The following is a 12,551-nucleotide window of genomic DNA, read 5'->3' as shown; positions in this document are numbered from 1 at the left end:
AACAACCTTTGCCCAGCCCCTCGCTGCCACCTGTTAACTTGACTGCTCTTCTTTAAACTGTTTGATGCGGGCACCGATCTGATCGCGCACCCGTCTGAACACTTCCCACTTCTCTTCTTCTGTTCCTTCAGCCTGAGCCGGATCATCGAATCCCCAATGCTCCCGTTTTTTATTAGGCGGCGTTGCCGGGCAGACATCATCGGCGTGTCCGCATAACGTCACGACAAGATCCGCTTTTTGCAGCAGCTCCTGATCAATCGTATCAGAAGTTTGTCCACTAATATCAATCCCGACTTCCTTCATTGCCGCCACCGCTTTCGGATTTACCCCATGAGCTTCAATGCCGGCGCTGTACACGTCGAATTCCTCGCTAAGGCAGGCTTTCCCCCAGCCTTCGGCAATCTGACTCCGGCATGAATTGCCTGTACAAAGAAAATAAATGATTGGTTTTGTCATTGTCATCCCTCCTATCCTAAAATGGTCAACCAGAGATACAAGCCGCATAACGTAATGAATAAAGTGGGAATCGTCAGAATGATTCCGACTTTGAAATAATAGCCCCAGGAAATGGTCATCCCTTTTTTCGCCAATACATGGAGCCATAACAGCGTCGCCAATGAACCGATCGGCGTGATTTTCGGACCTAAATCGGAGCCGATGACATTGGCGTAAATCAACGCCTCGCGCATCAGCCCGGATGTATTCGTCTCGGCAATCGCCAGCGCGTTGATCATCACGGTTGGCATATTGTTCATGACAGAGGAAAGCAGCGCCGCCAGAAATCCCATCGTCAGCGTCCCTACAAACAGCCCTTCATCGGCTGCCGACTGAATAAATGCCGCCAGCATATCGGTTAAGCCAACATTGCGCAAGCTGTAGACGACGACATACATTCCGATGGAGAAGACAACAATCGCCCACGGCGCTCCTTTCATGATGCCGGCGGCGCGCAGCTGTGGATTCTCCCGGCTGACAAGGCGAAAGATACCATAAAAGAGAAAAGCAATCGGCATCGCGATAAAGGAGACCGGTACGTCAATAAATTCGCTTGCGAAATAACCGGCCAACAGCAAGGCAAGAATATACCAGGAAAGCATAAACAGTTTCTTATCCTTAATCGCTTCCACCGGCTTTTTCAGCTGATCCAATGGATAGTGGCGCGGAATATCTTTACGAAAATAAAGATAGAGAACGAGCATACTCGCCGCCAATGCAAATACGTTCGGTACGACCATGCGGGTCGCGTACTCGATAAAGCCAATTCCAAAGAAATCTGCCGAGACGATATTAACGAGATTACTGACAAGGAAAGGCAGGGAAGTCGTATCAGCGATAAAGCCGCTCGCCATCACAAACGGGAGCACCATCGCTTCTTTAAAGTGCAAAGCCCGAACCATGGCCAAAACAATCGGCGTTAAAATAAGCGCCGCCCCGTCATTGGCAAAAAGTGCGGCGACGACCGCCCCCAATACGGAGACATACAAAAACATTTTCAGCCCACTGCCATTGGCGAAGCGTGCCATATGTAAGGCTGCCCATTCAAAAAATCCAATTTCATCCAGAAGTAATGAAATGATAATAATTGCGACAAACGTTACGGTCGCATTCCAGACAATTCCTGTGACCGTTGCTACATCCTGCAAATCAACAACACCGGCTAGCAGCGCCAGACAGGCCCCAATCGTCGCTGACCAGCCGATCGAAAGACCTTTTGGCTGCCAGATGACAAGCACAAGCGTCACCAGGAAGATTGCAGCTGCTACCCACACTTCCATTCTCCCACTCCTTTACTAAAGCTATTTATTTACAGCAGACGCGCAAGCCCCGCTCCGCTAAGTCGAGCAGCCTGCTTTTCTGTTCAGGCAGGTGGCGGACGACGCTTTCGACAAGCGGGTATAAGGGATGCGTTTGATTGATTCGATAAAAAACCCATTGACCTCTACGCTCTTCCTCTACGAGCCCGGCATCACGGAGCTTGCGTACATGCTGGCTGACAGCAGGCTGGCTCATGCCAAACAGTTCGACAAATTCACAAACACAGCATTCATCTTCCATCAAACAGGTAACGATTGTTAGTCTCGTTTTATCTCCTAACAGCTTGAAAACCTTTGCCGCCGCGTCCATTTCAACCGGAGCAACCATTTCGCTCATCCTCACCTTTCCTTCCTCTATTTTTCGTTTATTATATAACTATATACTTATATAATCAATTGCTTATTTTATTGGACAAAAAAGAAGTGATCCACACTATTTGTAGATCACTCCATCGGCTCTCTCTCGTCTTACTCTCCTGCCAGCTCGTATTGCCAGCCTGTTTTCGCTGTCGCCACAGCCCCTTGATAGTCGTCCAGAACCTCGCGAATCAGCTGCTGATGCTTCCCGTGGTGAGGCAAGTGACTAAGAAGCACTTGACGCGGCTGAGCCCGTGCGGCGAGCTTGCCGACGCAGCTGCTCGTCATATGCCCGAATTGCGTCACCTTCTCTCCTGCATAGCCACTGCATTCGGCTATCAGCAAATCAGCACCCGCAGAAAAATCAGCAAGCTGATCAAAATAGCTCGTATCCGCTGTATACACGAGCGATGCTCCGTCCGTCACTGTGATTTTCATTGCGTAGCACGGGACCGGGTGCCTTGTCCGCAAAAATTGAAACGTAAACGGGCCGATCATTGCCTGTTCTTCCTCTTTATATTCGACCCCGGTTGTGACATGCTGAAATGTCAGCCCGGCAAACTGTTCTTCATCCATACGATGCCCGTAAATCGGAAGCTGCTTATCCGGATACTCGGCAGCTTTTATAATGCTCGCGTATTGCAGTGGCCCAAGATCCGCTTTATGGTCATGATGATAATGAGAGAGAACGACCGCATCGAGCTCTTCTACTTTACAATACGACTGGAGCTTAGCGAGCACCCCGCTGCCACAGTCAATTAGCAATTTACATTGTTCGTGCTCAAGCAAATACCCTGATGTCGCCTCGTCTTTTTCGGGAAAACCGTGCCAATAGCCAATTACCGTTACTTTCACGAGCTTCACCCCCTGTTTCTTCCATCGTAAAAGAACGAACTGATCCCGTCAAATTGTTTTCAGCTTCCACCTGAGAAAACCCAGCTCCCGTTGCTCACTCATAAGGCAATTGCTGTTTCAGTCGTTCCCGTTGTCGTTATGAAAAGCCGTGACCCTTACAGCTGCAAAGCTTTTGCCATTTCGCAGTGGATTTCTTTCATAATTCTTTCATTGGCGTTTTGTAAACTGAAATCCTATTGTACACGAGAAATAGTTTACGGGGGTTTCTATATGCTAAAAGCCATTATCATCGATTATGATGAATTGTCAGTCAAACAGGTAAAGAAGAAGCTGACCATGAGAAACGAGATCGACATTTGCCGTTCGTTTTCCTGCCTGCGGGACGCCTATGATTATATGCAGACTCATCCCATTCAGCTCGCATTTCTTAACGCCGCGATGCCCGAAGTGAAACGGCTGACACTTTCCGATCTGCTTCACCAGCCTGAACCGGCCAAAAAAGCTACCTTTGTCACGCGGTATGAGCATTACACGGTTCAAATCTTTGATTTATATGCACTCGATAGTCTAATGGCGTCTATCGTCGGCCACCGACTTACGAACAGATCCCCGTTCCCGAAAAATAGTTACCAAGAAAAAATGAAGCTAACCCAGAAGGAAAGAGAGGTCGTTCAATTACTTACAGAAGGGCTGTCGAACAAGCAGATCGCAAATCAGCTTCATGTGTCAACCGAGACTGTTAACTCCCATATAAAAAATATTTACAGAAAGCTTAATGTGCATAATCGGATTCAGGTTTTTCAGCGCGCCCGGCAATTAAATCTTTGCGAGTAATGCAATCCCAACGGCCTGGTTTCGACGGCCGTTCATGCTTTCCTTTCGAGGAAAGGCTCTTATACAAATAAGAACAGGTAAAGGATCCCGAACCAGGCATACGGGAGCAAAAGCCACAGCAGCGAACGGCGATGTTCCTTCTTCTTAAAACCATTCCAGCTCTTTACAGACGCCAGAACAATTGCGACCAAATAAACAATAAGCAAGCAAAAAAATACGGATAACACCTTTCCTGAGAAACCCCACATCACCACCCCAATAAAGAGGGAAGCGGCGAAAAACAGCTGGCTGGCAACAATCAGAATCAACAACAAGTTTTTTTTCATTCTTCCCATATTCAATTCCCATCATCCTTGCTCCAGCTTCGTAAGGCAATGCCGGTTTTACTCATCATCGTTCATTTCGTTGCGGATACCGGAGGCAGAGATAAGACGATCCGCGAGACGGCTGAACGGCAACGATTGCAGCCATACCTTTCCGGGGCCGCGCAATGTGGCGAAGAAAAACCCTTCTCCGCCAAAGAAAGCCGATTTGACGCCGCCGACAAATTCAATATTATATTCAACTCCCTGGGTCAGCGCGACCAGGCACCCCGTGTCGACCCGGATTCCTTCCCCCGGCCGCAGCTCCCGCTCGTAAAGCGTTCCTCCGGCATGGAGAAAAGCCACTCCATCCCCTTCCAGCTTTTGCATGATAAAACCTTCCCCACCGAAAAATCCAGCTCCGAGCTTGCGTTGAAAGGCAATCCCTAATGAAACTCCTTTCGCCGCGCATAAAAATGCCTCCTTCTGACAGATGATCCTTCCGTCCAGTTCACTTAAATCCATAGGCACGATCGCGCCCGGATAAGGAGCGGCGAAGGAAACCTTTTGCTTTCCCTGATGTTCGTTTGAAAAAAGCGTCATGAACAGGCTTTCGCCTGTTAACAATCTTTTACCGGCCCCCCATAATTTCCCGACGAAGCCTTTCCTTTCATTACTTCCATCGCCAAAAATCGTCTCCATGTTGATTCCATCCTCCATCATCATGAAAGCCCCGGCTTCCGCGACGACGCTTTCACCCGGATCAAGCTCGATCTCGACAAATTGCATATCATTTCCGTAAATATGATAATCAATTTCATGCGCGTTCATCTTCATTCTCCTTTTTCTGTTCCTGCTATAAACTCACTATAAGGCAACATTTTTCATATAAAAATCCCCTGATTAGGGGATTTTTTTCGGCAGGGGGATGACTTATAGTTAATAAGCAAAAAGTCTTATGATTCTAGGAGGAACAACAAAGATGAGAAAAAAAATGAAAACATGGCTCGTTGCCGTACTCTCTTTCCACTTGATTCTTTTGCTTGCAGCATGCGGAGAAGAAGTCGACAGCAGCACTGAGGAAGAGGCGCCGTCCGAAGTCGAAAGCTCCGATGAAGATACCGCCGAAGAGGAAGCTGGTGAAGAAACCGCCGGGGCCGAAGGAGTACAAACGTACACGAATGACCAATTCGCTTTCAGCGTTGAATACCCGGGGGATTGGACTTTGCAGGAAGTAAACGAAACAATGCTCGGTTTCGTCTCCTCACGTGAGAGCGAGGATGATCCTTTTATGGAAAATGTATCAGTCCAATTAAATCATTTGGACGGTCAGTCCCTGTCGCTGGAGGAGCTGACTGAGATCTTGCTTGCCAATGTTCAAAACGAAGTACCGGATTTTGAACTGACCTCCTCGGAAACAGTAGAGGCGACTGATGAAGCGCAGCCAGATGTACACTATCTTGAATACACAGGCACACAGGGAGATCTTCAATTGGCTTATGAAGCATTACTGTTCATTAATAATGACAGGGCATTTGTTTTCACATACACGGCTGAGATGAACAATTTCAACCAATATTATGAGGCCTACACTCAGATCATCGAATCGCTCACATTCTAATGAAAATGCATTTCAGTTGTTTAGTGGTCATGCTGGTGCTGTTTTTGGTTTCCTGCAGTTTCAGTTTTACTACTGCCCATTATTCTGACTTGCAATTTGCAGCTGAGATTGATTCATCTAACCGGCCGGTCATACGTGCAGATCATTTCACAGTAGATTCACCCATCGTTCATTTGACAGGGATTTTGAACAACGCCCCGGACGGCACCGTCATGAAAGCCGTTTGGGTTTATCTTGAAACAGAACCGCCAACAGAAATTGATTTTTATGAACTTGAATCGGTGCATGTCACGGCAAATTTCAGCTTCCATGTTTCAAGGCCGGATAATGGCTGGCCTCCCGGAGACTATGAAGTGCATCTTTATATTGATGATAAACTGAAAGAGACGCTTACTTTTCAGGTAGTAGAGAACTAACGACGACTTGCGCATAACCGGTTTTATCTACAATGTACAGGCATAGATGGATGCGTCTCTTCCATCTATGCCTTCTTTTTTAGCCTGGCGAACGATTACTTTTTTGCAGCTTCTTTTCACCCCTATCCTTTCCCAGTAAATGATGGGTCCTCTTTCGTTTCTTCCTCATCACGATTTACGATCCCATGTGAAGGGTATAGAATAGCAGTTACCAATCATTTTTGAGGAGGATGGAAACGATGACGATTTTTTCTACTTTCGCTCTTGCTGAGCAGCACGCCTTAGTCACTGGAGCGACAGGAGGAATAGGAGCGGAAACGGCAAAAGTGCTGGCTGGCATGGGAGCTGCTATCACGATTAGCGGACGGCGGCGGCAGAAGCTCAACGCGCTCAAACAGGAGATCGAGCAGCAGGTGCCGGACGCTTCGATCTATGTGCATGCTGCGGATCTGACAAATGCCGAACAGCGGGATGAGCTTTGTGCAGCAGCCAAGGATGAGCTGGGACCGATTTCGATTCTCGTCAATTCGGCTGGTGTCTCCGGCGGGTCTGTTGTTGAGCGGCTGACTCAGGACGATATGGAGCGGATCATGCACATTAACTATACGTCGACTGTTTTGCTGACACAGCAAGTGTATCGGCAGATGAAAGAGAAAGGGCATGGAGCGATTATTAACGTTGCGTCATTATCCGGCTTACGCGGTACATATGGAAATACAGCCTATGCCGCTTCAAAATTTGCCTTAATCGGCTTTACCCATTCCTTCGCGCTTGAAGCGATTGAACATCACGTCCGGGTCAATGCCGTTTGTCCAGGCTACGTCGAAACCGACATGGCGCTTGAAGCAATCAGACGGAAAGCAGCCCACAGTCGAACGTCTTTTGAGCACCAAATGACAAAAGCGAAGGAAAGCATCCCTTCAGGTCATTTTACGAGCCCGCAGGATGTGGCAAACACGATTGCCTTTCTCGCTTCAGCAGCCGCTGATAACATCATCGGCGAATCAGTCAAAATTTCCGGTGGCAGCGTGCTGCGCTAATAAAAAAACGGGGAGGAAAGCCAGCCACTTTCCCCCTCGTTTTATTTATATATACGTGATGAAAGGACGACAAGCTCAAACGCCGGCCTCCCCCTCCGCCTCTTTCCTGGCGTAACGCAAAAGCACGACCCCGCAGCCAAATTGGCGTGTTTCCAGCAAGCGCAGCTGCCGGTACTCTGTTAATTCAGGAAACATCCGCTTCCCGCCTCCAAGCACAATCGGGTGAAAGTAGAGGCGGTACTCATCGACTAAGTCATGCTCGATAAACGAAGCGGCGATGCTCGCCCCGCCTAGGTCCATATCCCGGCCTTCTTCAGCTTTTAAAGCGCGAACCGCTTCAGGCAGATTGTCACGTATAATCCGCGCATGTTCCCCGACCTGTTCCAACGTAGTGGAAAAGACAATTTTTTCCGATTGATTCCAAATACGGGCATACTCTTTTTCGACAGCCGCTGCCTCCGGATTGTCTCCGGCTTTCGTCCAATACCCGGCCATATTCTCATACATGCGTCGCCCGTAAAGATGAGTATCAATTTCCTGCTCAAAGTCATTGAAATGCTGATGCAGCTCTTCATCCGGCACCGACCAGTCAATCGCTCCATCGCGCGCTTCCATATACCCGTCAAGTGAGACCATCATCGAATAAATCACCTGTCTGTTGCGCTTTCGGCTCATTGAACGCCCCCTCCGCTCTGGCTGACGCGAAAGCTGGCATGGATCACCGAGCCACTCGTCGATTGGCTTGTCAGCTCCAGATTCGGTAAATGATTACCGCGATGTTCGAACAGCCTTACTCCGTCACCGAGCAGTACCGGGACGATGTGCAAATGAAGCTCATTAAGAAGACCAGCCGCAAGACATTGCTGCACGACGTCCGCTCCCCCGCCAACTGAAATCTCCTTTTCACCCGCTGCCGCTTTGGCCGCTTGATAAGCCGCAGCCAAACCGTCCGTCCAGAAGATAAAGGTAGTGCCGCCTTCCATTTCCTGCGGAGGGCGCGGCTCATGAGTCAGGACGAAAACAGGAACGTGAAAAGGAGGACGACTCCCCCAATAACGCTCACCGTGGTCGAACATTGTCCGCCCGATGATCACCGCCCCCGTCCGATCAATCAACGACTGCAAATGAGCCGACTCGTGACTCTCCATTCCTCCGTCCAGACCGTGACGCTCCCGCCAGCTGCCAAGCTGATAGACCCATTCATGGAGAATACGACCGCCCGTTCCAAGAGGATGCTCTTCGGAACTGTCCGGTCCGGTGATAAATCCGTCAAGCGAGATCGACAAATCAGCAAATGCGGCCATCGCTATTTCACCTCTCCGCGATCAACAACATAAGTCGTCAGCGCTTTCACTTTTCCGTCCTCCAGATCGTACAGATCACAAACAGAGAAGGCATGTCTGATCCCTTGTTCAACCTCCATCTCCATTGTGCCTTCCACGACGGCCCACTGCTGATTGGCGACAACCCGTAGCAACTGATGCTCCTCCAGCGGCTGCGCCATCATTTGCGAGATTCCATCAAGCAGGGCCTGTTTCCCTTTCAATGCAGGCTCGCCAATTACAGTCCATTCAATATCCTCCACCACATGCTCGGCAATCCACGTAAGGTTGCCGGAAGTAAAAGCCTGGTCAAACTCCCGAATAAATGTTTCATCATTTGTCATGTCCGCCACTCCTTATCAGCCATTTGTCTTTCATTATAGACAGAGTTGCGGGTCAACATTTCTTATATTTTGCGAAGAAGCTGCTCGCTAAGAAATTTCTTCATTAAAATAGGCAAGGAAATTAAAATTGGCGGTTCGCCGATGCGCGGTGGATGCAATGATAATGCTTGATAGGGCACCCGGTTCCGACCGGAGATGATAATCGGATACGGGGAGCGGCAGCGCAATGTCTCGTGCGGAACTAAAATGCTTTGCGCAGCCGTCCCCCACTCTACCGATGTAGCCAATAAAAAGTATGTACCCGGTTCGACGCCGGAAAATGAAAACTCTCCTGGGGAGGCGAGCAATGTTCCATAAGCGGGCAAGCCTTCCGGAATCGGTTTCGTAAACAAGCCGACAAGAATCACACCCGAAATTGGATGGGCTGACTGGATGCTGCCTTCTACCACACCGCCACCTGGTTGAACAGGGAGGAGCGCCTTCCACTCCCCGGCATCCTGCAAGCGGCCAATTAGCTGCTCGGTAAGCTCCTCGGAGCGCCGAAAAAAAGCAGGCGTCATCCCGACCCGTTCCGTAAATCGCGTTGTAAATGTTCCGAGGCTTTGCTGGCCGATTTCCATCCCGATATCACGGATCGTCAAGTTTGTCGTCAGCAGCAATTCCTTTGCGTGCTGGAGACGGAGGGATGCGATGTAATAATGCGGGGAAAGACCCGTTCTTTCCTTGAAAAGACGCGAAAAATGATACGGGCTATACGCCGCTTCGCTTGCAAGCTGTTCTAAAGAAAGCGGTGCATCAAGGTGGTTGTGAATATAATCGAGCACCTGATCAACCGCCTTTTCTTTTGTCCAGTCCTTCATCTCCTCCCCCCTTTCTTGAAAATAGTATAGTTCTAAATATTCAGAAAATAAACACCGAGCAAGCTTCCTCATGACTGATGTGTAAAGAGGGTGCCCAAAAGCCTTCGCTTCAGGACACCCTCTTCCTTATTATGCAGGATACACGCTCACTTGCTTGCGATCACGACCGACGCGCTCATATTTCACAACACCGTCAACCTTCGCAAAAAGTGTATCGTCTCCACCTTTACCGACATTCACACCAGGGTAAACACGAGTACCGCGTTGGCGAACAAGAATCGAACCGCCTGTTACCGCTTGACCGTCAGCACGCTTAGCACCAAGGCGCTTTGAACGTGAGTCACGACCGTTCTTCGTACTACCTACCCCTTTTTTCGATGCGAAAAATTGTAGATTCATTTTCAACATGGAATTCACCTCCCATATTTATCGTCAATTTCAATATGCTTACTGTATTCTTCAGCGATCGACTGCAGCGACACGAGCATCGCCTCGAGCAAAAGCTGGACTTTCTCAAATGTCGCACGTTCTACATCCATCGGAACGGTACAGCGGAGAAAGCCACCATTCTCCTCCATTTCAATCTCAGGATCGACCTGACATAGGGAGATGATCGCATTTACAGCTCCAATCGAAACGGCTGAAGCGCCAGCGCAAACGAGATCGTACCCATACGGACCGGAGTCTGCATGTCCACTCATCGTAAAAGAAACGATCTCAGCGTTATCATTGCGTTTTACTTTTACCGTAATCATCGGACACTTAGGCGTTAATCTTTTCGATTACCACTTTCGTGTACGGCTGACGGTGACCTTGCTTACGACGGTAATTCTTTTTCGCCTTCATTTTCCAAACGATGATTTTCTTTTGACGACCATGCTTTTCAACCTTAGCCGTTACAGTAGCGCCCTCAACAAAAGGAGCACCAACCTTCACTTCATCGCCACCGACAAAAAGAACGTTGTCGAAGCTCACTGTTTCTCCAGCTTCTGCGTCCAATTTCTCAATGTAAACTTCCTGGCCTTCTTGAACTTTGATTTGCTTTCCACCAGTTTCAATAATTGCGTACATACTTGCACCTCCTCATATACTCAGACTCGCCATCAAAGGTAGGAAAAATCCGTTTGCGACCTTCTCTGAGCGGTTGTAGTCGTTTGGGTGCGACCAAATAACTAACAAGCGCTATTTTAGCACAAATAAAGCAGCTCTGTCAACGGCTGCTTTATACTCCCGCCTTCAATCGCTCAAGCTGGGCGGAAGCCTCAGTCAGCGTGCCGATAAAGCGGATCGCGAAGCTTTCCTCGGCCATTTTCCGGTTTGGAAAGACAAGGATCCGAAAGCCAAGCGCCTCTTCCAGCCTTTTCAAATGCTCCGATTTCGCCCCGAATAAAACGGTCGCGACATGGGATGGCAGCTCAAGCAGAAGCGCTTCCTCCCCCATTCCGCGATATTCCCAAAGCTGACGCTCAATCTTAAACGCCTGTGCTTCATCTGACAGCACTGCTCCTTTGCCGCCGCACGTCGGGCATGCTTTCGATAAGCTTGCCTGCAAGTTCTGCCTGATTTTTTTCCTCGTCATCTCCACGAGGCCAAGTCCGGTAAGGCCGTGAATGCTCGTTTTCGTCCGGTCACCCTTGAGCGCCTGTTCAAAGGTCTCCAGGACATATTTCTGATCGTCCTCACGCTTCATATCGATGAAGTCAATGATAATGATGCCGGAAATATCACGGAGGCGCAGCTGTTTGGCAATTTCCTTTGCCGCTTCGGCATTCGTTTTGCGAATCGTGTCATGGAGATTTGTCTTACCGGTGAATTTACCGGTATTGACATCGATCACCGTCAGCGCCTCCGTTTGATCGATCATCAGATAAGCGCCGTTTTTCAGCCAGACCTGCCGTTTCATCGCCCGTTCCAGTTCTTTTTCAATCCCGAACGCAGTAAAGATGTTCTCCTTTTCATGATAGAGGCGGAGTGTCGTTTCCCCCTGACCATAAGGAGCAAGCAGTCCCTTTAGCTGGCGGTATTCTTCAAGGTGGTCAACAACGATTTCGCTGACCGTGGCAAAAGAAAAATCGCGCATAATCCGCTCAATTAAGCCGGTATCCTGATGAATGAGCGCAGGAGCCTTACGATGCTTTTCCTGCTCCCATAGCTTGTGCCAGCGCTCGCGCATGAATTGCAGCTCGCTTGCGATCACTTCCGCTGACTGACCTTCACAGGACGTCCGAATAATCAGCCCTTCATCTCCTTCCAGCAAGGATTCTCCCACCTGTCGCAAGCGCTCCCGCTCTTCCTCGGAGGAAAAGCGGCGCGACACCCCGACATAGCCTCCCTGTGGCATATAAACGATAAATTTTCCCGGAAATGAGACGACTCCCGTCAAGCGCGGCCCTTTTGTCCCGAAGCCTTCTTTTGTCACCTGTACAAGGATCTCTTCCCCTTCCTTCACAAATTCGGAAATACTTCTGCGCTTTTTCTCGGCCTCATCCTCCGTTGATAAATGAAAAGAAAGCAAGTCATCACGGTACAGAAAGCCGTTTTTGTCTCGTCCAATATCGATGAATGCCGCCTGCATCCCCGGCAGCACATTGACCACCTTCCCACGGTAAACATTGCTGACCACACGGTTATGTACCGGACGCTCTATCATCAGCTCGACCACTTCGCCGTTCTCCACAATCGCCGCCCGCCGTTCTCTCGTCGCCATATTGAAGTAGATCTTTTTCACACTCGTAACCCCTTTTATTCATGAACATTCTTCTCTCTATTGTACCTTATTCTTGTCC

General features: G+C 49.1%; 18 protein-coding genes and 1 other annotated feature. Of the genes, 4 read left to right on the top strand and 14 right to left on the bottom strand.

The window, feature by feature from the left end:
* Positions 1-33: 33 nt before the first annotated feature.
* The 4 genes from arsC to M3202_RS13610 all read right to left on the bottom strand — a co-directional run bounded on the left by arsC (position 34) and on the right by M3202_RS13610 (position 3,026).
* On the bottom strand, positions 34-456 hold the full coding sequence (arsC, locus tag M3202_RS13625; RefSeq protein WP_251223883.1) for an arsenate reductase (thioredoxin): 423 nt from the start codon (positions 454-456) through the stop codon (positions 34-36).
* Positions 457-467: 11 nt separating this feature from the next.
* Positions 468-1,775, bottom strand: a complete 1,308-nt coding sequence (locus M3202_RS13620) for an arsenic transporter (protein WP_285890482.1) — start codon at positions 1,773-1,775, stop codon at positions 468-470.
* Between the two features lie 25 nt (positions 1,776-1,800).
* Positions 1,801-2,151 (bottom strand): ArsR/SmtB family transcription factor, encoded by a 351-nt coding sequence (locus M3202_RS13615; protein WP_251223882.1) that lies wholly within the window; start codon positions 2,149-2,151, stop codon positions 1,801-1,803.
* A 131-nt stretch (positions 2,152-2,282) separates the two neighbouring features.
* Positions 2,283-3,026: an MBL fold metallo-hydrolase gene (locus M3202_RS13610; RefSeq protein ID WP_251223881.1), complete on the bottom strand. Its 744-nt coding sequence runs from the start codon at positions 3,024-3,026 to the stop codon at positions 2,283-2,285.
* 270 nt (positions 3,027-3,296) lie between these two features.
* On the opposite strand from M3202_RS13610, the gene M3202_RS13605 reads away from it, so the two are divergent.
* Entirely contained in the window at positions 3,297-3,860 is a 564-nt protein-coding gene (locus M3202_RS13605; RefSeq protein WP_251223880.1) for a response regulator transcription factor, read from the top strand.
* A 59-nt stretch (positions 3,861-3,919) separates the two neighbouring features.
* On the opposite strand, the gene M3202_RS13600 is transcribed toward M3202_RS13605, so the two are convergent.
* Positions 3,920-4,201, bottom strand: coding sequence for a hypothetical protein (locus M3202_RS13600; RefSeq protein WP_251223879.1), 282 nt, complete (start codon positions 4,199-4,201; stop codon positions 3,920-3,922).
* Between the two features lie 42 nt (positions 4,202-4,243).
* On the bottom strand, positions 4,244-4,993 hold the full coding sequence (locus M3202_RS13595) for a TIGR00266 family protein (RefSeq protein ID WP_251223878.1): 750 nt from the start codon (positions 4,991-4,993) through the stop codon (positions 4,244-4,246).
* 151 nt (positions 4,994-5,144) lie between these two features.
* On the opposite strand from M3202_RS13595, the gene M3202_RS13590 reads away from it, so the two are divergent.
* From M3202_RS13590 to M3202_RS13580, 3 genes are all read left to right on the top strand, one after another.
* Positions 5,145-5,783, top strand: a complete 639-nt coding sequence (locus M3202_RS13590) for a PsbP-related protein (RefSeq protein WP_251223877.1) — start codon at positions 5,145-5,147, stop codon at positions 5,781-5,783.
* 29 nt (positions 5,784-5,812) lie between these two features.
* Entirely contained in the window at positions 5,813-6,199 is a 387-nt protein-coding gene (locus M3202_RS13585) for a hypothetical protein (RefSeq protein ID WP_251223876.1), read from the top strand.
* Between the two features lie 239 nt (positions 6,200-6,438).
* Complete coding sequence (locus M3202_RS13580; RefSeq protein WP_251223875.1) at positions 6,439-7,239, top strand: SDR family NAD(P)-dependent oxidoreductase; 801 nt, start codon at positions 6,439-6,441, stop codon at positions 7,237-7,239.
* A gap of 75 nt (positions 7,240-7,314) precedes the next feature.
* Here the strand turns inward: M3202_RS13580 and M3202_RS13575 are convergent, their stop codons facing one another.
* The 8 genes from M3202_RS13575 to M3202_RS13540 all read right to left on the bottom strand — a co-directional run bounded on the left by M3202_RS13575 (position 7,315) and on the right by M3202_RS13540 (position 12,493).
* Positions 7,315-7,914, bottom strand: coding sequence for a dihydrofolate reductase family protein (locus tag M3202_RS13575; protein ID WP_251223874.1), 600 nt, complete (start codon positions 7,912-7,914; stop codon positions 7,315-7,317).
* Positions 7,911-8,543, bottom strand: a complete 633-nt coding sequence (locus M3202_RS13570; protein ID WP_251223873.1) for a dihydrofolate reductase family protein — start codon at positions 8,541-8,543, stop codon at positions 7,911-7,913. The genes M3202_RS13575 and M3202_RS13570 overlap by 4 nt, the downstream gene beginning before the upstream one ends.
* A 2-nt stretch (positions 8,544-8,545) precedes the next feature.
* Positions 8,546-8,905: a nuclear transport factor 2 family protein gene (locus M3202_RS13565; RefSeq protein WP_251223872.1), complete on the bottom strand. Its 360-nt coding sequence runs from the start codon at positions 8,903-8,905 to the stop codon at positions 8,546-8,548.
* 62 nt (positions 8,906-8,967) lie between these two features.
* The gene (locus M3202_RS13560) at positions 8,968-9,765 is read right to left on the bottom strand and encodes an AraC family transcriptional regulator (protein WP_251223871.1); all 798 of its coding nucleotides are present in this window, start codon (positions 9,763-9,765) and stop codon (positions 8,968-8,970) included.
* A gap of 129 nt (positions 9,766-9,894) precedes the next feature.
* On the bottom strand, positions 9,895-10,173 hold the full coding sequence (gene rpmA / locus M3202_RS13555) for a 50S ribosomal protein L27 (protein WP_251192492.1): 279 nt from the start codon (positions 10,171-10,173) through the stop codon (positions 9,895-9,897).
* Between the two features lie 5 nt (positions 10,174-10,178).
* Positions 10,179-10,520, bottom strand: coding sequence for a ribosomal-processing cysteine protease Prp (locus tag M3202_RS13550; protein ID WP_251223870.1), 342 nt, complete (start codon positions 10,518-10,520; stop codon positions 10,179-10,181).
* Between the two features lie 7 nt (positions 10,521-10,527).
* Complete coding sequence (gene rplU / locus M3202_RS13545) at positions 10,528-10,836, bottom strand: 50S ribosomal protein L21 (RefSeq protein WP_251192490.1); 309 nt, start codon at positions 10,834-10,836, stop codon at positions 10,528-10,530.
* Positions 10,837-10,848: 12 nt separating this feature from the next.
* Positions 10,849-10,921: a sequence feature (ribosomal protein L21 leader region), on the bottom strand.
* A gap of 66 nt (positions 10,922-10,987) precedes the next feature.
* Positions 10,988-12,493, bottom strand: a complete 1,506-nt coding sequence (locus tag M3202_RS13540; protein ID WP_251223869.1) for an Rne/Rng family ribonuclease — start codon at positions 12,491-12,493, stop codon at positions 10,988-10,990.
* Between the last annotated feature and the right edge of the window lie 58 nt (positions 12,494-12,551).

Origin of the sequence: Halalkalibacter oceani, from assembly GCF_023715605.1 — a bacterium.
In the GTDB taxonomy this organism is placed as follows: domain Bacteria; phylum Bacillota; class Bacilli; order Bacillales; family Bacillaceae_D; genus Halalkalibacter; species Halalkalibacter oceani.
This window is presented reverse-complemented; position numbering and strand designations above follow the sequence as displayed.